Annotated in this window: 14 protein-coding genes and 1 pseudogene; 12 read left to right on the forward strand and 3 right to left on the reverse strand. The window is 57.9% G+C overall.

Going from position 1 to position 20,365, the window contains the following annotated elements; translation table 11 throughout:
* The first annotated feature begins 408 nt into the window (after positions 1–408).
* The 8 genes from nodD2 (at position 409) to IQ16_RS37510 (ending at position 9,047) form a co-directional block, all read left to right on the forward strand.
* Positions 409–1,401, forward strand: a complete 993-nt coding sequence (gene nodD2, locus IQ16_RS37470) for a transcriptional regulator NodD2 (RefSeq protein WP_011084818.1) — start codon at positions 409–411, stop codon at positions 1,399–1,401.
* Positions 1,402–1,987: 586 nt separating this feature from the next.
* On the forward strand, positions 1,988–2,197 hold the full coding sequence (locus IQ16_RS37475) for a hypothetical protein (protein WP_014497819.1): 210 nt from the start codon (positions 1,988–1,990) through the stop codon (positions 2,195–2,197).
* A gap of 122 nt (positions 2,198–2,319) precedes the next feature.
* Positions 2,320–3,033, forward strand: coding sequence for a MerR family transcriptional regulator (locus IQ16_RS37480; protein WP_026312621.1), 714 nt, complete (start codon positions 2,320–2,322; stop codon positions 3,031–3,033).
* A 424-nt stretch (positions 3,034–3,457) separates the two neighbouring features.
* On the forward strand, positions 3,458–3,748 hold the full coding sequence (locus tag IQ16_RS46945) for an ABC transporter substrate-binding protein (RefSeq protein WP_028154217.1): 291 nt from the start codon (positions 3,458–3,460) through the stop codon (positions 3,746–3,748).
* A 344-nt stretch (positions 3,749–4,092) separates the two neighbouring features.
* Positions 4,093–4,449 (forward strand): type 1 periplasmic-binding domain-containing protein, encoded by a 357-nt coding sequence (locus IQ16_RS46950; RefSeq protein WP_231166580.1) that lies wholly within the window; start codon positions 4,093–4,095, stop codon positions 4,447–4,449.
* 1,478 nt (positions 4,450–5,927) lie between these two features.
* Positions 5,928–6,290, forward strand: coding sequence for a hypothetical protein (locus IQ16_RS37490; protein ID WP_014497821.1), 363 nt, complete (start codon positions 5,928–5,930; stop codon positions 6,288–6,290).
* 963 nt (positions 6,291–7,253) lie between these two features.
* Complete coding sequence (locus IQ16_RS37500; protein ID WP_011084811.1) at positions 7,254–7,499, forward strand: hypothetical protein; 246 nt, start codon at positions 7,254–7,256, stop codon at positions 7,497–7,499.
* 822 nt (positions 7,500–8,321) lie between these two features.
* The gene (locus IQ16_RS37510) at positions 8,322–9,047 is read left to right on the forward strand and encodes an outer membrane protein (protein WP_014497822.1); all 726 of its coding nucleotides are present in this window, start codon (positions 8,322–8,324) and stop codon (positions 9,045–9,047) included.
* 347 nt (positions 9,048–9,394) lie between these two features.
* Here the strand turns inward: IQ16_RS37510 and IQ16_RS37515 are convergent.
* Positions 9,395–9,532 (reverse strand): annotated as a pseudogene (locus IQ16_RS37515) (LuxR C-terminal-related transcriptional regulator); the annotation flags it as partial.
* A gap of 1,245 nt (positions 9,533–10,777) precedes the next feature.
* On the opposite strand from IQ16_RS37515, the gene IQ16_RS37530 reads away from it, so the two are divergent.
* Positions 10,778–11,494 carry a sulfite exporter TauE/SafE family protein gene (locus IQ16_RS37530; protein WP_011084806.1) on the forward strand — a complete coding sequence of 239 codons (717 nt, stop codon included), beginning with the start codon at positions 10,778–10,780 and terminating at the stop codon, positions 11,492–11,494.
* Positions 11,495–13,136: 1,642 nt separating this feature from the next.
* Entirely contained in the window at positions 13,137–14,474 is a 1,338-nt protein-coding gene (hemN, locus tag IQ16_RS37540; RefSeq protein ID WP_018648293.1) for an oxygen-independent coproporphyrinogen III oxidase, read from the forward strand.
* Between the two features lie 408 nt (positions 14,475–14,882).
* On the opposite strand, the gene IQ16_RS37545 is transcribed toward hemN, so the two are convergent.
* Positions 14,883–15,401, reverse strand: a complete 519-nt coding sequence (locus tag IQ16_RS37545) for a hypothetical protein (RefSeq protein ID WP_011084803.1) — start codon at positions 15,399–15,401, stop codon at positions 14,883–14,885.
* Between the two features lie 414 nt (positions 15,402–15,815).
* Between IQ16_RS37545 and IQ16_RS46075 the strand changes: the two genes are divergently transcribed.
* Entirely contained in the window at positions 15,816–16,172 is a 357-nt protein-coding gene (locus IQ16_RS46075) for a hypothetical protein (protein WP_161966254.1), read from the forward strand.
* 507 nt (positions 16,173–16,679) lie between these two features.
* Entirely contained in the window at positions 16,680–18,287 is a 1,608-nt protein-coding gene (locus IQ16_RS37560) for a carbohydrate porin (RefSeq protein WP_223153702.1), read from the forward strand.
* Positions 18,288–18,763: 476 nt separating this feature from the next.
* On the opposite strand, the gene IQ16_RS37565 is transcribed toward IQ16_RS37560, so the two are convergent.
* Positions 18,764–20,275: an ISNCY-like element ISBj12 family transposase gene (locus IQ16_RS37565; RefSeq protein WP_011084703.1), complete on the reverse strand. Its 1,512-nt coding sequence runs from the start codon at positions 20,273–20,275 to the stop codon at positions 18,764–18,766.
* Positions 20,276–20,365: the final 90 nt, after the last annotated feature.

A 20,365-nucleotide genomic window follows, 5' to 3' on the forward strand; every position in this document is an offset into this window, starting at 1 on the left:
ATATGCCTGCCGTGCAAATGTTTGGCTCTATCACTAAAATGTCTTGAACCGCACATTGCGTCAGGTTGTAGGTTGCTCTCGTGACAAGCGCTGCACGACCCAGCTGTCGACACCGCGCTTTGGCACGCTGACGAACACTGGGCTGATCTGCCATCAGCGGACTGAACGACCCTGCTGCGTGGCCGGCCGGAACCGGCAAGACCAATTAGCTTGGAGCTCCCGACGCTTTCCCGCCGCTGCCGATCGGCTTTCCGCCTGCTCTCCATTGTTGCGGTCATCTCGCAAGCTTCCTTTCCCGGGCGCAGGAATGAGCCGATGTCCATTGGGGCGGGCCAAGACGATTGCTCCAGGCGCTGGCGCCACCGCACGCTATTGCGCAGCAACGACGTTTGTGCCGGATAGGAAGAGATGCGTTTCAAAGGTCTGGATCTAAATCTTCTGGTCGCGCTGGATGCTCTAATAACTGAGCGCAACCTCTCGTCAGCCGCACGCAAGATCAATCTTAGTCAGCCGGCAATGAGCGCAGCCGTTGCCCGGCTGCGCAAGCATTTCCGTGATGAACTGTTTGGAATGAGGGGGCGCGAACTTGTCTTGAGCTCACGCGCGGAAGGGCTCGCGGCTCCTGTGCGCGAGGCTCTGATGCACATTGAACTCTCGATTATGGCCCGACATCCGTTCGACCCAGCTCGATTGAACCGCCGATTCAGGATCGTCCTTTCTGACTTCGTAACAGTTGTGCTCTTCCGAAATGTCGTAGCACGCGTCACGCGAGAAGCCCCCGCCGTCAGCTTCGAATTGGCTGCGCCGACCGATGAACACGAGCTGCTCCTCCGCCGCGGTGAAGTCGATTTTGTTATCCGGCCAGATTTTTTCATGTCCAGCACGCACCCCAGAGCGGCCCTATTCGAGGAGCGACTCGTCTGCGTAGGCTGCTGCACCAATAGGGAATTACAACCCCGGCTTACATTCGATCGATATATGTCGATGGGTCACGTTGCAGTTAAGCACGGAGGTGCGCCCCGGACGCCAGTTGAGCATTCCTTTTTGACTGATCTCGGACCCACGCGGCGCATCGACATCCTCGTGCAGAGCTTCAGCATGATCCCGCCTCTCATAGTTGGGACGAACCGCATAGGCACGATGCCATTAGGGCTCGTGAGGCATTTCCAAAGAACGATGCCCCTTCGGATCGTTGAGCTTCCGCATCCATTCCCCGCCTTCACCGAGGCGGTCCAATGGCCCTCACTTCACAACAGCGACCCGGGAAGTCTGTGGATGAGGGACATTTTGTTTCAGGAGGCCACCCGCATGGCAACTACACAAGAGCTCCGTGTGACCAGCAGCCCGGAAGACGCGGAGCCCCCGGGACATTTCGTGCGATCCGTCTCACCGTTGCCGTAAGCACATTCGCGAAGTCTACGAACCTCACATTCCAACACTTGTCTCAACACACAATTCCTGCTCGCCTGGCTTGCTCTTATTGCCGGGGGAAAGGATCCTTGCGGCAGGCAAGAGGCGCTTTCGCTCTTCGCACCTCCGCCTCGGGGGCGAGAAACGGCAGACTGCCGACTTGATGCTTTTAGGGACGGGAACGGAACGGGGCCGGCGAGCGACGGAGCAATGCCTTCGCACTGAAGCTAGGCGTTTACGTTGCAACGGCCGCGGCAGGGCGCAGCTCTCTCAAGAAGGTAGGCCAGGCACGGAGCTCTTGCCGTCAACTCCCTGGGTCGGTAGTTGCTCCCGATGAACGGAGATGATCAGCTTATTCGGATTCCTACCACCGTTCATTGTGAGCATAGAGATCGTCGGACTTGCCGTGCCGTCGAAGCTAGCATCGCGAACGCGTGTGGCCTGAACGCATCACACAGCAGCACATCACATCCTCATCGCTTTGCGCCGCAGGTATGACTTCTTTTGGCCCTACCGCAGCCAAACGTCTTGACGACGTGCGCTGCGCTTGACTCAATTTCAAACAAGGAGCTGAACGTTGAAGCTTTGCAGCGGGGTGTTCGATCCAGAAGAGCTATCTGCCCTCGGACGGCTTTATGACGGCGCCGTCGACGCGCTACCTCCGTCGATGCGGAGTCCAGAAAACTGCGCAGCAATCGCCAAACTTATCCTGGAGCGTACGGCGGCTGGCGAGGCTGAACTGGCACGCCTGGCGAACTTGTTGATCACCCTTTCTCCTGAGGGTTGATCAGCCGCCATTCTAAGGATAGTCACCACTCGCGCGCATGAATTAAAGGCGATTCAACTGGAGCTTAGAAATCCGCTTGAATCATACGTGACGTCAGGTTGTAGGCTTTGAAATTGAACAACATGAACAGAGCTACACCAAGACGGCGTCGATGGCGCATTGGCGAACTTGCAGAGGCGACCGGAGTAACGGTGCGCACGCTGCACCATTATGAGCACACTGGACTGCTAGCAGCGACAGAGCGCACTGAGGGCGGTCACCGGATGTATGACCGCGAAAGCGGGCAACGGGTTCATCAGATTCGCGCGCTGCGTGAGCTTGGCTTCTCGCTCGTGGAGATCCGTAAAGCTATGGAGGGGACGACCTCACTCACGGACTTGCTGCGCAAACATCTAGAGCGCATAGAAGTCCAAGTCGCGCGCACAACTCTGTTGCGCGACCGTTTGCGCAACATGACCATCGACAGCGAGGCGCAGGTAAGTGTGGATGAGCTGCCTGCCACCCTGAACGCCATGTCGCGCGCCGAGACGCGGAGTCAGACGTCCCGGTGCACCTGCAATTTAGCTGCGGAGCGAGAGGACCGCTGGCGGCGAATCCGTGATGATCTTCGCGACTGCATGGATGGGGGCGAGCACCCTTGCGGAGAGCGCGCAAAGGCTGTCGCGGTTGCAGCACGCTTGCTGATCAGCGAAATCGCCGGCGACGATTCACGTGTTTCGATGATCCTGAAGGTACTTGCACGATTAAGCGCGCCCCGCAGTCTGGCTGGTTGGGATCCCTGTCTAATGCAATATCTCGATCTTGCCCTTGGCGGATTGGAGGATCAGCCTTACTGACGCATTCATGGCGGGTTCCACACGCCGGTTAGGGCAAGCTAAGAAACGCTAGGTGAACCGGCCGCTCTCCGACGCGGCTTGGAGTTTTACGGAATCAAACGGAAGGATTGTCACCGCCGGTCGATCCGCGTCCCTGACGCCTCCATCGCTCTTCCCAAAAGGGCTTGATCCGCACGTAACGTCAAGTTGTAGATCTTACCGTAGTTGGCGGCTCGCCCGGCCAACGCAGGTTTGCCCAGCAAGCAACGCCTGTCTACAGGCGTGGTTGACTACAACCAGTTGCGGTTCACTTCAGGTGAGCATTGGAAGCTCTACAATGGTAAATAAGCGGCATGCCTCTCTTGCGCCTGCGGCGCTTCTCTTCTGCGCTCTCGTCGCTCCGTCTGCGCGCGGCTCTGAAATAAAGATCGCCGTGGCTGGCCCAATGACCGGAAGCAGCGCTGCATTCGGCGCGCAAATGCGCGATGGTGCGGCTGCGGCGGTCGAGGTCCTGAACGCCTCAGGCCAGCTTCCCGATAATGCCAAAACTATATTGAGCGTCGCTGACGACGCCTGCGACCCTAGGCAAGCTGTCGCAGTCGCGAATAAGCTCACGACAGAGCGGATCCTGTTGGTGGTTGGCCATTTTTGTTCCTCTTCGTCGATCCCGGCCTCCGACATCTACGCGAAGCTGGCATCGTCCAGGTGTTACCAGGCTCGTCAACTCCTCAACTAACAGAGCACGGCCTTGAGACTGTCTTTCGGATCTGCGGCCCGACGACCAACAGGGAGCCGTTGCCGCCGAGTACATTCACACGAATTATCGCCTCGAGAAAATCGCGGTGCTGGACGACAAGAGGACTGCTGGCAGGGGGATTGTCGACGTGGTTGAAGCCCGGCTTCATCGATTGGGACGGCAGGTGAGCCGGCAAAGCTATGTTGCCGGTGAAAGGGGCTTCAGAGCCTTGCTCTCAAGAATGGAGAAGGACCGGCTGCGCGTCGCCTATATCGGCGGCTACCACACCGAAGTCGGATTGTTGGTACGCCCAGGCAGCAGAAGCAAAAGCAGACCTCACGGTCATGGCGAACGATCCGCTGATGACCTCCGAATTCTGGGCCATTACCGGCAGCGCTGGGAATGGCACATTGTTTACCTTCATGCCCAACCCCGCTGGGAACGCCAATGCTGCCAGTGCGGTCGCCGGACTCAAAGCTTCCGGGCTGCCCGGTGAAGGCTACACACTATACGCTTGTGCCGCTGTGCAAGCCTGGGCAGAGGCGGTGAACCGGAGCGGCTCCTTCAATGCTGACCGGGTCGCCAGCGCGCTTCGTTCCCGACCGATCGACCGGTTCGACAAAAGGAGGGACAACTCGGCTTCTGGATTTTTGGTTTATCGCTGGCGCGACGGTCATGTCGAGCGTGTCAAGAAGTACTGATTTTCATGCAACGCAGCATTCCCCACGCGAAGTATCTCGAATGATGAGACGCCCTCAGAACGTTGTCGCAGCAATGCTCGCTAGCGCTTTTATATTCGCTGCTTTTGCAGCGTTTTTCGCGCTCGCTGCGGCGCTCGCAGAGCTACCGAGCGCCGCCCTGCCGAAGGTGCTACGCCCGATGATAGACAAATAGCAGCCCCCTTGTCTGATCCCGTCTGCAGCACTGGCCTCGGAGGCGGCCATTTACCGTTCTGCTAGGTTTGAAGGCATGCCCCTTATGCAGCCAGTGATCGAAGGTTGAGGACTAGGAAAGCGAAGCTAACGATTCTTTATGGACAAGCACGGATTTTGTTGGAGGCGTTCGTCTTCTGTCAGATTCGTGCCCGACCAGCATCTACGCATTCTCTAGCCTGGATTATATCGCGCAATCTCAGATCCACGAATGGAAGAGACAGCGGGACGGCACGAAGCAATCAGGCCCACTACCTAGACTATAGCCGAGTATACGGGTAGCGAGAGCTGGTGGATAGCCGGCGCCGGGATGCATGTCTCTCTTGGCCGCGGGGGCACCAAGGTTTTGGCGTCCAAGTCAACGCTACTCGTTCCGCTACTTCGTGCGCTCTCAAGCATGGCGGGTCATCAGCGGCTCAGCCGCCTGCCCGGGCATTCCCTATGCTTCCTAGCCCGGATAGCAGGAGAACCAATCAACCGGCTCCGATGAAGGCGGTGAGATTGCTCGCCTGCGCTATCAACGAACTGGATGCATCCCATCAACACTTTCTATTTTACTAATTGAAGCCAAACACCGCATAAGTCGATCGCCGGCTTACGGAAGGCAGTGTTCACGAATGTCGCGTGATAATGGATCACTTGGTCGCAGAGCAAATCACGTGCTTCTTGGCTGCTTCGAGCAATGTTTGACGGCAAGACACGTGGGGGCACGAATGCAGTGCGGTGACCAGTCGCAGTTGGCGCGCAATCTACACGACGTTGCCTGCCCCTTTGGGCATGATACTTGATTGCTCTAAGAAGACAGCTATCACGCACACTCGGCGATGGTAAATGCCTCCGCAGCGTAGAACTCGGGCAGGTGAGTTGGCCTTCGCAGGGGTGCGGGCTGGACCTTTCGCTCTGACCAGGCGGGTCGCCTCAACAGTCCGGCGCTGTTGCCGCGGCTCCAAGCAGAGCAGTACAATCAGCTGTGTGGCCCCGAACAGAGTCACCGCTGTTGCCGAACGCACTGGGCGGCTCGAGAATCCATTCAAATCCCGCGCCATCGGCAACGCTTTTCGTTTTTCCCTAGACGCTCATTGCACTTTTGCAATCCTTTCGCGGCACATATGTGCCCCCTCTTCCAGGGGACCGGAAGCGCCTCCTGTGCAGCAGTCATTTGTCCAGCGAAGCGTCCGCCGTTTGGCGAACGGGAAACGATACCTCTACTCCGCCTGTCTTGCATTTCACCACTTTGGAGAAATACCGTGGAACTTGACCCTTCCAATTCACGCATACAAAACCTCGAGGATCGCGTCGACCTGCAACTCGACATCGTGGCTGGGCTCATGCGCGAAGAAGGCAACGAGCTGGAAGCGATCCGATTACTTAATGCCCTCATAGGCCAAATGATCACCGCGGAACTGGAGCTCGGCCAGCTTGGCGATACAAGAACCGGCCACGGACGAATGCGATTGTCGCAAGACCGTGGCGTTTACCACCCCGAGGACCTTCAGATTCTGGGACGCCTTTTTGATCAGACTGTGGCGGCATTACCGGCCGCGCTGCGGACTTCCGCCAATCGATTGACGATCGCCAAGCTCATTCTTTCACGTGCGGCAGCGGACTGAGATTTCATTTGCGCTTTTTGGAGATTGATGGCGTTGAGCGGACGTTTATGGCTGGGCTGACAGTTACACTTAGGCCGCACACACCAGGGATCGACATTTGCTGTTTATGGGCTCACCGTCCGTAAGCGCGCCGCTTCCGCTGGCCTTTCATATGGCAACAGTTCGCCACCACTTTCGAAATCAGGCTTGCTCTATCTCACGCCGCCGGCGACGCATTCGATCTAGCTGGGCCTTGCTGTCCCTCGACGCCTTTCACGAGCTGCAAGTATCCAAAGCTCGGAAGCGCGCCGCCGATCCCACGCTGCGCCGGCTTTCCTACGCAACTCCGTATTGAACCCACACCGACGGCGCCCGGCCCTTCTTTGCCAAACGACTAAGAATCCGCCGTGGGGAAAGTGCAATTGCCCTTGCATCTCGTTCCCTCTCTTAGGCGCCTGACCGGTAACAAACACCACGGCCGGAGCAGAAAGCCACGCGCAGGTGAATATCACACGGCAATAGGCGTCGAGACTTGTCGCAAAGCAGACAAGTCTCATCCGGAACAGGCTACATCACCCCAAATCCGACGTCACAAGCGCCATTGCGGTTTGAACGCTTCTTGAGAGTGGGAAAAGAGTAGGCGGCCTTTTTCATCATGCTGGGCTTTAACCGCAACCCGTGGGGGCCGATCTTCCGAATGAAGGAAAAGCCACAATTTGGTGACCGACCAAGAGGCCCACGACGGCAATGAAGGGCACGACAACTCGTACTCGCTTCACTCTTTTCAGAATTTCTTCGAATTGCGCGGGCATTACGGCGTTCGGTCATCGCAACTTCAACAAGCATCTATATCCTCTCCTGAAGTCCCGGGAGTAGCGTGGAAGAGGTTGAAGAGCAGATGTCTTTCGTGCTGAGACACGCAACACAATCCGGTTGCTTTTGAGAAGGTACTTCCTTGTATCAGGATGTCGAGGAGCGTTAGAGATGGATCAGATCTTTTCCGAGCAGGTGCAGGTGCCAGATGCCGTTGTGAGCGTCGCATTTGACAAGGCTTGGAGCTTTGTCGAGAAGGATCCGCTGCTGGCACATAATCTGAAGGCCGTCCTTCATAGCCGATTGCGCACTTACCTCGAGTGCTCGATAAGAAACGGCGAACGGAATGCTTTGAATCTGGCCAACGAGGCGATACGCAACTTGCGGGCTGAACTGGCACCGTCGACCGGGCAATGACTCGCTTGTGCCTATTGCGGCGAGAGCATCCGGCGCCGTTAAGGCATTTAGGGCGCCTCATACGGTGGAAAATTCGGGCCAGTGCGTGGTCGAGCAGACTTTTCTCTAATCATGTGCGGCCCCGCTGAAACGAGAGCGCTCGAGAAAGCTGTTGCCTCTGCAGCTCCTCTGGCGGCCGAGACCAGGAAGCTGAACACCAGGCCCAGACGGCGGCGAGACGGGGCGGCCGCGCTGGTATTCGCTCGCGCCAGGAAACCGACCACGGTGACCTTGAGCTCGGCACGATCTTGCGCAACTTCAAGCAAGAGCACTGTCTAGCACGCAGTGGGCTTCCCGACCCATCAATCAAGGTCGAAGTTGACGGACCATCGAGCTAGACTTGTGGTCGTTCCAGAGCCAAAGCGATCGAGCCTGCAATCGATCGGCATCGCGTTGCTCGCGATTGCAAGCGATAGCACGTCCGTGTTGCCGGAAGAATGACCTTAAGCGCCTGAGGCGTGCCATCGATCCAGTACTGTAAGTGCGGCTGGGCGTTGCCGCAGCTTAGCGACGGAAGGAGCCGAACACCTTTTGGCTTTGCTCCGCGTCGCAGGTGATCATGAACGATCATTTTCAAAGAGGATGATCCGCGCGAGGCGACCACTGCCGAGCCACAGCGTCTCGGTAGAAGCAAAGCAGCGGAAACCGCGAGCTCCGCAATCTGACGCCGCGGGCGATTGGGCACGTTTCTTTCCAAGACATGTTGTGCGCCAGTTACAGCAATTCGCGTTCATGTTGTTAAACGGCACGGTGCCTGGGGCACCTAAAGGAAACAACACGCGAATGAAAAAGATTCTTATTCTGACTGCATGCATCGGCGCACTCTGTGCGGCCGCCCCCTCATTCGGCACGGATCTGGCCGGGCAGCCCGTCAAGGTCAAGGCGGCACCGCTGCCGGTCGCGGCCCCGATTATCGATTGGTCCGGCTACTATATGGGCGCAAACGGTGGCTGGGGAACGAGCCACAATTGCTGGGATTTCAATGGCATCACTTCCGAGGGCTGCCATAATTCGACTGGCGGTACCGTTGGCGGCCAGATCGGCTATCGTTGGCAAATCTTCAACATGGTGTACGGCCTCGAAGGCCAGGGCAACTGGGCCGACTTCCGCGGCTCCAATGTCAGCACCGCCTTCCCGACAGACACCGTTGGCACCACGACAGATGCATTCGGCCTACTCACGGGCCATATCGGATACGCGTTCAATGCTGTGCTCCTTTATGGCAAGGGCGGTGCTGCGGTGACCAGCAACACCTATTACGTCAACTCGGTGGCAACCGGCACCGAGCTTGGCAAAAACAATGATGTGCGTTGGGGTGGCGTGCTGGGCGCCGGTGCCGAAGTCAGCCTCACGCCGAACTGGTCAGCGGGCGTCGAGTATAACCACTTGTTCATGCAGCGCAGCAACATAAGCTTCCCAGCGGCCCTTGGCGCGGATCGCGCGCACCAGGACGTCGATCTCATCACGGCACGGCTCAACTACAAGTTTGGCTGGCCGTTCGCCAGATAAAGATCTCCACGCGTTTGGATGAATCGGGACCCCGGCCCGCGGTCGGGGTTCTTTCCTCAGCTGTTCCTCTCCCTAGACCCCTGTCCGACGTCCCGAGCAAGCGGTGCGGGCTCATCTGAGCAAAGAATCACCCGCTGGTGGAGAGAGCCATGCTCCGACCAGTGAGCATTAGATCGGCCGATTCCACATCTTACCGACCTTACGAAGCCCCAGAACCTCACCCAGCGCGAGATGCAGACTTGCCCAAAGGAGGGTTATATCTGCGAGTTCACCGAAAGCACCGTGCTCAACTTGCCAGAAGCTGGAAGCCAAAGATGTGACAGTTGGCGGTCGTTCCTCAATTGAATTCAAAGAACATCGAGGCGAATAGCTATCGCGACTGCTTGAATCCGGCTGGTCGCACCCAGCTTTCCCATCGTATTCTTGACATGAAAATTGACTGCATTCTCGCTGATTTCCAGGATCATCCCAATTTCCCATAACGATTTTCCTTCTCTGACGCCATTGGCCGCATTCGTTGCTCTGCCGGCGACTGCGCCAGGATGATCGCATCGTCAAACAACCGAATAGCGTCATCATCCTTGCTCCGAGGCGATCGACAAAGTGCTCGCTGATGGCGAGCTGGCGAACTCGGAGATCATCGCCTGTCGTCCGTGCGGATCGACTCCATGCGAACACAAGGATGCTCCATCTTACTCATGCCGGCAGTGATAGAAGGGCCGAGGGCCCCGGGACTGTGCTGGCGACAAGAACCGAGCGCACGCACGGCTAGATGCTTGGGTCGGTTTAGCTTGCATGGCGAGAAAACGCAGTCGCGTCCGAACGGTGCTTCGCTTTGTCTCTCGGGCGAGCACGAGGAGATCTTGGGCTCTGAACTACACGTAAGGTAGAGCACGCACCTTTCAGTGCGAGACTCGATCTGCGTCTTGTCAGTACCAATTCCCTGCTTTGAGATGAAGACAACAGAAGTGTCATCTTTTTTCCCAATCTTGCGAATCATCCATCGCTAACCTGTCGCTGATTCTCGGCGTGTGACAGCGTCGGTGACGCGATCGATGAGCTGAACGGAAGATCCGATGCAGACGCCATACTCCCCGCATCGTTGTCCGGCATTTCATCGGGCCCGTCCGGCAGGCCCGGTACAAACGAACCGAACGGACAGAAATGGGCCACGTCAAAAACGCAACAAGCGATAGGCGCAGTCGCGAAACCTGTTTGATGCGGAAGACACTTTGCATGCGCATTCCAGAAGGAGAGGCCCCCGGATCGGACTAGCAAGTGCCATACCAACTGTTGATTTCGCCAAAATCAATCGTCGCAAAAGGACTTCGAATGCGGACGGTTGGTTGCGAGGTAGGTGCCTCGAAGCATTCATGACATGGGGAGGGAAGGCGACAGTACCATTGCGAGCTGCGGCACGGGGTAAGCTACAGCAACAAATGCAGCTCACCTCGGCAGCTCACCTCGGCCGCCCCCTCGAGTGCCGTCCTCTCAGGGCCTCAAACGCCCCCTATTGGGGCCCAGTCAACTACCAACCTCGGCAATTGATGGGAGGGTCCACACATGGCACTCGCTAAGGAACTTGAACTGACTACACCTCCGGCCGCACGATTCCGGCGAACCGCTTAGATCCGCCCCGAGCGGAAATACAATTAGGCCGCACCAGATGCACGAATCATGATGGGCTTGCTAATAAAACGGGCGAAGATCGTCGCCAAGATATGTGAAGCATGACTTCCCTGCTCTTCGCGATCATCTCCCTGCTATATGCGAGCGTTGGCCAGGCTGGCGGGACTGCATTCCTCTCGCTAATGGCTTTTTTTGGTATGTCATCGACAGAGACGCGCCCCACGGCGCTTGGTCTCAACATTGTCGTCGCGGCTTATTCTACTTGGCTGTTCAACCGCAACAAGGTCGTTGACTGGACAATCCTGCGCCCTCTTCTCTTTTCGTCAATGCCAGCGTCGCTTGCCGGTGGCTTGATTGTGCTCGAGGAGCACATGTACAAAACACTAACCGGACTCGTTCTTCTTCTGGCGAGCGCAGTGATGATCATGCAGCGGGGACGAGCTGTCGATCGCGTCGGCGAAATTCCGCTCCGGGAAAGCGTGAGCATTGGCGCGGTCCTTGGCCTCGTTTCTGGCCTGACTGGGGTGGGCGGCGGTGTGTTCCTCGCCCCGACGCTCATCGCACTGAATTGGGCATCACCGAGGCAGACCGTCGCGCTATCACCCCCTTTTATCCTGGCCAATTCCACAGTCGGCTTCGTCGGAGCTCTTTTCACCGGGCAATTTCCCTCTCCGGATTTGGCTCTATACGCTATCTTCACGCTGGCGGGGGCGGTCGCTGGAGCAGTAATCGGCCTGAAATGGTTGAGCCAGACAGCCATCAGATTCATACTGGCGGCCGTTCTGCTCGTTGCCGGCATTCAATTGGTTCGCGCTTAAAGTGGAAACGCGCATCTTTCATGCGGGCGATCCCAGCGCGGTCAGATCGAAGTACAAGGTTTCTGCGAGCCGCGGCTCAAGCCTGGTCCGAGCGCCTTGCCCAACACTGAAAGCCGCCAACACGATCGCGAAAAGCCGTAGGGTCGAGCGAGGGTGAGGCGGATCCGAGCGCGCTCCGCATCGTCCTGAGGCGGACGGTCAGTACTAGATCGCATCCGATTCGCGCTTCCAATCGACCTGCAGGATCAACGTCGGGCAGGCCGGGCGAGCAAACGAGGCGTACGCCGATCTCGGCTATGGCCTGGCGCGACGCTTCAATCAAGCGTGCCGGACGAAGAGCACCTGATCGATGGCGATCCGGCAAGCTCTCACTACCCTGAGGACCGCGCCAGGGTGCGCATTCGACTTGGTTAGGAGCGATAGGGCGATGAACTCTCAATATAGTATTTCTGCAAGGCCGCGCAATCTCCTTTCTCGCGCGCGTGTGGGCTGCGTCCTCATGGAGAATATTACGAAGATGATGTCCACGCTCGATTGGTTTTCGAAACAGACACTTTATCGATCCAGTGTGAATGGACTGGAACGCCAGGATGCGAATCCCATTTTCTGTAATCATGAGGCACAACCTTACACCCCGGCTCCTGCATACATGGCCTCCAGCTCGCAGCGTAGGAATGTTTTGTGACGGGATGATCGACGCCTCACCAGGCGACTTATGTGGAACCGAATCTGGAGGTCCATCGCATTGATGCGACGCCAATGAAGACTCGCTGCATAGATATGCGATCTGGCCGATCAACAGCTGCAACGGCGTTATCAGAAACAAAACGCCTCAACCGATGAAGCAGAATAGAAAGTACAGCAAATCGTTCCGAGCTCGCGTTTGCCATCAGCACGACGTCCAACTCGTTGTGAGTTAGTGACATGTATTTGGATCTGAACGAGACGCCGGCGAACCAAGGCGTCCCGACGCACTTTGCCGGGGGCGTGAAGTGCGCCGGGGCCACCCCAACATCATCAGTACATCCGTGATGATGCTTGCGGCAATGAGACAAGCAGCGTGGCGGAATTGAGGCTCATTGATTTTATGCTGGAAACCAAAAAAGTTTTTCGTGAGCTGCTACAAAAGACTTGAATCGCACGCAGCGTCACGTGCTGCAATCGCACATCGCACATCGCGCTCTGCTCTAGCAAGTCACTTATCTCCGTGACGCTCCGGCCTTGAACGGGAGGCATCCGTCGATTGCGGAGCAACCACGTCGGCCTTTCCTCGGAAGTCCAGCAACAAGCTCAGCTGCCCTGCTGAGGTTTTAAGATCCCTGTTTCCGTCGCAAAAAGGCAGCACGCCAGGGGGAATGCGGAAACGACGCTGCCCGATGAGCGATTGATACTGCGCACGGCTAGTCGCGGTACACCGCGCTAATTCGAGCGTCCTCGTAGAAATTCATATGCCACCATAAACGTCCGAATAATTGCGGACGAGCGGCGCTCACTTCCAGGCATGAACCCCAACGCTGCGTTTGGCCGTGACGTCGAGAGCAGGCCAGATCTCAGGAACCGTTAGACGCGTTTGACATAACGCAAAGACATAACAGTGGGCATCGGTCAGCTTTATGCCGCTCGACCATGAGAAAGTTAGGCTTTGCAGACGTCTCTCCTGAACAAGTATTGCGACGCTCGCCTGCCTTGGTACACCATATACCCGACCGTGCCGGATTTCTCCGCGACCGTCGGTGCCAAGACTTGTGAGACATGGTTGAGGCGGCTGCCGCCCGACGATCCCGTGTCGCTATACATCCAGGTTCCGTTCTGTCGTGCTATCTGTTGGTATTGCGGCTTCCCTACAAGCCTCACTCGCAGCGAGCGACCGATCCGCAAGTACTTGGCGACGCTGCATGCCGAGATACGTTTGGTCGCAGAGCAAGCGCCTCGCGCGCTGCCGGTAAGCGACGTGCATTTCGGCGGCGGGACGCCGACTACTATTGCACCGGCCGATTTTCTCGCCTTGATGGCACTCCTGCGACGCTGCTTCGCGTTCAGCAAATCAGCTACCATCGCCATAGAAATCGACCCACGTGCGTTCACGGCCGAGATGGTTGAAACATTACAAGTGGCCGGCGTCAATCGCGCGAGCATCGGCGTGCAAAGCTTCGACGGGGTGGTTCAGAGGTCGGTCAACCGCGTCCAGAGCGAGGTGCAGACGGCGTCTGTCGTCGAAAGCCTTCGCCAGCATGGGATAAGCCGCATCAATTTCGACCTCCTCTTCGGACTGCCGCATCAGACGGTGCGATCTTGCGTGGACTCTACACGGACGGCTCTGGCCATGCGGCCAGACCGGCTTGCAGTTTTCGGCTATGCTCACGTCCCCTCCTATATGAAACGTCAGCGCCAGATCGATGAGACGGCGCTGCCGGATAATCTCGCCCGCGCCGAGCAAGCCGCGGCTATCGCAGATACGCTGGTCTCGGCTGGCTACCGCCAGATCGGGCTCGACCATTTCGCCCTGCCCAACGACGAGCTCGCGCTGGCGCAGAAAGCCGGTCAGCTTCGCCGCAACTCCCTGGGCTATTCGGCTGATACCTGCAAAACCGTGATCGGCTTAGGTCCGTCAGCCATCGGCCGTCTGCGTGAGGGTTACGTTCAGAACGAGAGCGCAACCGCTTCCTATCACCAACACATTCAGGCTGGTCGTCCGGCAACCTCAAAAGGCTACTGCCTCTCCCCCGAAGATCGCCTCCGCGCCGCAATTATCGAGCGTCTGATGTGCGATTTGCAGGCCGACGTACCAGCGATCTGTGCTGCTCACGGATTTGATCCAATTCCTCTTCTCAATTCGGCCGACCGGCTGGGAATGCTCGCCGAAGACGGGATAGTGGACATTGAAGAGGGATTCATTCGGGTCAAGCAGGAACACAGGTTTCTCGTTCGTGCTGTTGCTGCCGCATTCGACACCTATCTCGACCGTATCCCTATTAACTAAGCCGCGCATGTGAGCAGATCTCAAACATTTAAGCTCTTCGCGACGGAATGATCTGAAGAGGCACCTCCGGCAGACAGGCCAGATTTCGAGGATGCAGCGGCGGTGTCATGACAACGATCTTTCAGATATGGCCTCAAACCGGGAGGGCTGACTAAAGGGAAGCTGATTTGAAGGAGAAGCGCAGCGGATTCCGCCGTTCAGGGCCACGGCTCGATCATGCCGAAAGGGCTCTGCCCCACCTCCCCTTGACTGCTCTTGATGATGGTGACGGCCTCAGCGACGTGCCGCTGGAGACGCCGGCGCCCGCACCAGCTTCGGGAAATTTACGGCTGGAGGCAGCTTTGCGAAGCTACGGTCCACCTCCTCGAGCACAGTTGGACACTCGACGACGCCTGCAGCGTCCCAGACTCAAGGCTCGGCTGTCTTCGGTCCGGCGATCACTGGCGCGCCTCCGACGGAAACAGGTCCCTGTGGTTTGGACCGCCCGAAGCGTTTCCTGGCGGCGCTCGAAACAGCCCGGGCTGGCGACAAAGGAGGCTCGGAAGCAGCAGAAGGGACAGGTGTTGAACTCTGCAGCGCATCGATCCGCGAAGTCAGTATGGTGATCTGATCCAGGACCCCTTTGAGGACATCCCGCTGGGCATCGATCCGGCGGTTGAGTTCTGCGATCTCATCACCATTTTTCTGCTGTGCCCACTTTATCTCGGACAAGGATGCCCTGTCCTCCGGTGGCAGGCTCATCGTTGAAGCGACTTCGCTGCTTTCCGGCGTCTCGACAGGCTCTTCAAGGTTAGCCCAAAGCCAGGCGCTAGCAGCACACGAGCCGACGAGGATAAGCGGGAGCACCAAAACCGGGAGAATCCGTCTTGACGGCCCGTGCAAGAGCGGCCGCAAGTCTGAAGCGGCCGCTTGATCAATCAAGTCCATTGTCCCTCGCTCAAGATCTCGTTCCAGCAGGCTTATTTTGTCGACGCGATAGCTCGCGATGCTCCCGCGTTCCAGGAGCTGCCAGCGTCGACAATAATCAATCTATGGTGAGCTTCCCGATCGGCTGCGCCTACTCCTATGAAACGCTCCTTCTTGAGCAACGCGACAATTTGCGCGCGTTCTCAATGATAGCGCCACCAGCGAGCAATGGTTCTCGTCGTAGTCGGCGATGGCGCAGCATTCTCTCATCATTCAGAAGAACCTTGCAGATTTTTTACCGTGCCCCGGCACGAATGCAAACCGTCCACTGATTCCTGCAAGTGTTCGATGGAGCCCCGCCTCACGCATTGCCCAGACCAGCAACCTCGTCTGGGACGCGCCACGTAAGCGCCACGGCTGATCGGCCGAGCCGCAATGGCGCGATTGGACCGGCAAACATTGCACCTGATCAACTACCAGTTCCGGCAGGTTGTTCGAGATGACGGGCACGTGGCAAGCGTAACCAACGAACGCCGCGCACATCAAGGTTTTGGATGCAAGACAGGTTTTGCCGCGCCGACGGCAGAAAGCAACTGCTCGCCGATATCCGCCAAAGCTGCTCGATGGCTGATTCCTCCGGTCCCCTGGGCTATCACGTTGGATGTTGTGGTGTGGTTGCCGCGCGCGCAAATCCAAAAGCTCTTCGGCCTTCAAGCCCGCCGATCGTCTCGTGTTTCGGTGACAACGATACCAATGAAACGCTTCGTGAAGCCAAGCCTCTTGCACGGCTAGCCTTGCTTTCGGGTGGCTGCCGTTTGGTCCAGAAAGCCGCCTTCGATGCAGATGCGCACCACCGCCAGACTCGCCTGACGCACAGTGAGCAAGGTGGACATTCGCAACGCTTTGGCGGCCAGGACAGAACGCTCCGCGCGCTCGTGAGCATTTGCCGAGCCAGCGCTCTCCGCTGGCTCTGGGCGCACCGGCGTCACGCACAACCAAAGTTTCGGACCAGATCATCCTCGCGCCGCGAGCTGAGAGGTTCAGGAAGCCTGAGTGGCTCTGTTCGGATAGATCGAGTTCTGGCTCGTCCCCCTCCCCCACGGACGCGAAACGACAGCCGCGATGCCGCTTGCTCGTCATTGCGAGGAGCGCTGGCGACGAAGCGATCCAGACTGCCACTGCGGGGGGGTCTGGATTGCTTGGCTGCGCTTGCAATGACGATGTGGAAGCAGGCGCGTGCCACACGCCGCCGCGAGCTCACTTCGGGCCAATCAGGCCGCATATTCATGGCCGGCAGACATGGACCCGAACTACGCCATGCGTGATTGCCTTCTTGCGACGACCTCGCCCCGGACATACTCGGCTACGGCAGCACTTTCTTTCAATTTAAGACCAAGGGGCAAGCAATCTGGGCTTGCTATCGCACTTTCGCTAGCGGCTTGTCTGGTCGGCAATCCCGTACTGGCACAAACCGCGAGCGGACTTGATCCTAGTAACCACCCTGTGGATCAGGCCAGCAAAAGAGGAAAGACTTCCGACCGGGCCGCAAAGCTCCCGATCGACCTGATCTGTCAGGCAATCCGCCCTCCTGCCCCGGCGCGAGCAGCAGGTCCCGGAGTGCCTTTGGAGAAGCGCGGCAATGCGGACAGGGCTGCTCAGACGAGACCGCAAAAAACGATCGATCCCTTCCAAAGGTACGACAATCTGCGTGAAAAAGGGTTGTGGTTCCCCATCCCTGGTCCTGCAGATACGATTGATCAGGACAAGGGGGGCGTTAGATCTGCGCTGGCGGACGTCGGCATCGGCTATATCGGGTGGACACATAACTCCTTTGCAAGCAACCAGCTACCGCATGCAGCCAGAAGCACTATCGCAAACCAGCTCTATATGGGCCAGAATCCGACTTTCGCGTCGGCGAACTTCATGATCGTCACCTACGATCTGAGCCGGTTTGGCATTGCCGACGGACAGATTGTCGTAGGGGCCGAGCAGCAATACTGGACGTGGGATCGCCCAGGGCCAGATCGGGTGGGACTCAATACGCTCGCCTACTACCAGACTTTCTTCAACAGGACACTAGAACTCAAACTTGGCTACCTCAGAAACCAGAATGAATTCACCGGCACATTGTTCGGAGGAATCACAGGATCGAACATGTCTGCCTTGTTCCAGGCTGGGATGAGCACCAATGCCGCGCCCACGCCAGCGGCCAACTTGAAGTACAATTTTGACGCTCGCTTGTACAACAAGGTCTCCGTCCAGCGCTCAATCAGTCCAGATGGTGCCTATGCCCATATAACCGAGAATCCCACCGGCTTGAAATGGAGCACGGCCAATGCAGGCATCCTTCTTGTCGAAGAAGCCGGCTACAAGAGCAAGGCTGCTCCCGGCGTACCCGACACGTGGCTGCGGGCGGGCGTTGGTTTGAACAGGAGCCGCTACACGAATTTGGCGGATCCCAAGCAACAAAGGGAGAGCGGAAATAATTTTCACTACATCGCTGCGGACAGGCAGCTCTGGCAGAGTGACGCCCTTGGGTCGCCGTCTCGCGGCATCTACGGCGGCTTCTCCGTCATGGGAGCTCCACCTGAGCGCAACAGGATCAGCCGGTATTACGAGCTTCGTCTTTATGCAAAGGGACCTTTTGATAGCCGGCCCAGTGATCTGATTGCTCTCGTGGCGACCAACACGGCCTGGAGTAAGCTTGCAGTGGATGCTGCTCTGGCAAAAGGCCAGCTTGCGCACCGCGATAGCACAGCAGTCACGGGAACATACATCGCGCATCTCGCTCCGGGGATATATGCAAGCGTCGGACTGTCATACATTCATTACCCGACAATCATCACACACACGCCCCAAACGGAACACGCGCTCAATCTGTTGATATCTACGTTGATATTCTTCTGATCATCGCAAGCGCCGTTCTGCTCCGACGTTATCGTGACGCATGGGACCGAACCCTACCACGGCAAGTCGGCTAAGCGTGACAGAAACGAGAGCGCGACCTTCGACCGAGCAACGAGCACCACTTTATCGGCATGGGGAAGGACCTGGACGATCGTAAGCTCGGGGGAAACCAGCGAGCGGAAGGCATGGAGCAAGGGCGAATCGCGGGCATCGATTGCGATTCTGATCTTATGACCTTATTCGCGCCCGTGAATTCCGCAACCTTCACCAAAGAACCCAATTGCATGAGACGAGGCGGTCTCGCGGGCGCCGGCATCACCGCGTTGATGAGCCGCGTATTGCCTCACATATCGATGCTCCCGGGCGCGATCAGTTGCCTCATTTATTTTGCTCCTGGCCTGAGTTGAGGAGGAGGCCGGGTGCGGAGATGGCCGGGGTTTCGGAGCGCCCGGCCTCCTCCGCTGGCACCTCGCACGTCATTGGGGTGTTGTGACCTCATGCCCTGGCGGCATTTTTTCTGAAGCAAACAGCAGCGCATTCGCTTGCTCGCTGCGCCAGGATTTCAACCGACGTTGAAGGGTTCGAAGAAGCTTGTTCGGATAGTCTCCAGGATATTCCACCTGCAGGCGCGAGAGCAGTTCGCTGCCGGTCCGCCAAGGCTCGGCTTCAAACCATTTTCTCAAATCTGACGTTGCCCGGATAAGCGGATCGGGACGACGCCGGCCCCTTTTAGCCTTCACGATTGGCCGATCCGTCGGGCGCGTGGCGCCGTCCTTCCAGGCCGTTCGCAGGCTTGCCAGGAAGCGATCAATCGATTGTGATGCCGCAGCAGGATGGGCGGATGGTTGGATATCCGCGAGCGCCGCGAGGCGCTCCTGCACGTCGCGGATGTCGCGCAACAACGTGACCGGATCGAGAGCGGTATAGATTTCCTGGAGATGGTGGCGGACCGCATCAGGCGTGCGGGCGTCCGCTGACAGGCGCTGGTGGGGTGTTGCCGGCGCGCTGTATGTCTTACGTACACGAGCACCGTCGCGCTGCTTGGCTAACAGTTTGAACGAAGGTTGGAAGAAGTTTACGAACAGCCGCGCTGACCGATAGAGTTCCGCCAGTAGCTTGGCCGCCTCCAGGCCTTCGAACCTACGATAGCCGACCATCCTGCGCACGACGGCGCCGTTCTTTTGCTCGACGAACGCCTGGTCATTCTTCCGGTAGGGACGGCAACGCGTGAAGACAATGTTGGCCGCCTCGCAGTAGGCCTTCAACGTCTCATTCATGAACACGGTGTCATTGTCCGTGTCGAAGCCGAGCAGCGCAAAAGGCAATTGCTTGCGCAATTCCGTCAGCACCGTGCTCACCAGCGTCTGTTCGCGCACGATCAGAGGTGCGCACTCTGTCCAGCCGGTAGCAATGTCGGTGAGCACGAGGGTCTGGATGAAGCTGCCGCGCGCAGATGGACCGCTATGCGCTACAAGGTCGGCCTCGACGAATCCCGGCGCCGGATCATTCCAATCTGCCGAAGTCCGTATTGGAATACTGCGACGCAGGGAATGCCCCGCGTGCCGCCGGCGCTTGCGACCCAATTTTTCTCGAACCCGCACCAAGGCGCGGTCGATCGTCGCAGCGCTCATCGCCAAAAGTTTGGTGCGAATCTCAGGGGCAAGGTCGAGGTGCCCGTACCGTTCCATCGCCTCAATCAGCGCGGGCATTAATGCTTTCAGTCGCTTCCCGCAGATGCGGTCTGACGCCTCCCAAAGCAGCACGAGTGCGGTGTGTTCTGCTTCATTATATATCCGACGTCGCGCCCGTCGGCCCGGATGTACGCCTTCCTGGTTTCGAAGTAGACGCATCGCATGCTTCCGATGGAATCCGGTGATGTCGACGAACTCGTCCAATATCCGCGCCTTCTTCGCGCGATCCGACCGCCGATAGCGCACGCCTGCCGCCGCCGTCAGTTCCTTCCGCGTTGCCATGCTTAGCCACCCCATCTCCGCCCCTCGCTCGTTCCCGGTCCAGGGGAGCAATTTACGTGAGGCAACGGCTTAGGATCCGGTAACAATTAAGGCGAGGCAATGCGG

This window comes from Bradyrhizobium huanghuaihaiense (genome assembly GCF_007830635.1).
GTDB classification, from domain to species: domain Bacteria; phylum Pseudomonadota; class Alphaproteobacteria; order Rhizobiales; family Xanthobacteraceae; genus Bradyrhizobium; species Bradyrhizobium huanghuaihaiense.

Bases quoted from the DNA above. Each gene is read 5' to 3' on its own strand.
- IQ16_RS37500 (WP_011084811.1), top strand. From the start codon at position 7,254: ATGGATCAGATCTTTTCCGAGCAGGTGCAGGTGCCAGATGCCGTTGTG.
- IQ16_RS37530 (WP_011084806.1), top strand. From the start codon at position 10,778: ATGACTTCCCTGCTCTTCGCGATCATCTCCCTGCTATATGCGAGCGTT.
- IQ16_RS46950 (WP_231166580.1), top strand. From the start codon at position 4,093: ATGGCGAACGATCCGCTGATGACCTCCGAATTCTGGGCCATTACCGGC.
- IQ16_RS46075 (WP_161966254.1), top strand. From the start codon at position 15,816: ATGGCGCGATTGGACCGGCAAACATTGCACCTGATCAACTACCAGTTC.
- IQ16_RS46945 (WP_028154217.1), top strand. From the start codon at position 3,458: ATGACCGGAAGCAGCGCTGCATTCGGCGCGCAAATGCGCGATGGTGCG.
- IQ16_RS37510 (WP_014497822.1), top strand. From the start codon at position 8,322: ATGAAAAAGATTCTTATTCTGACTGCATGCATCGGCGCACTCTGTGCG.
- nodD2 (WP_011084818.1), top strand. From the start codon at position 409: ATGCGTTTCAAAGGTCTGGATCTAAATCTTCTGGTCGCGCTGGATGCT.
- IQ16_RS37545 (WP_011084803.1), bottom strand. From the start codon at position 15,401: ATGGACTTGATTGATCAAGCGGCCGCTTCAGACTTGCGGCCGCTCTTG.
- IQ16_RS37560 (WP_223153702.1), top strand. From the start codon at position 16,680: ATGGACCCGAACTACGCCATGCGTGATTGCCTTCTTGCGACGACCTCG.
- IQ16_RS37480 (WP_026312621.1), top strand. From the start codon at position 2,320: ATGAACAGAGCTACACCAAGACGGCGTCGATGGCGCATTGGCGAACTT.
- IQ16_RS37565 (WP_011084703.1), bottom strand. From the start codon at position 20,275: ATGGGGTGGCTAAGCATGGCAACGCGGAAGGAACTGACGGCGGCGGCA.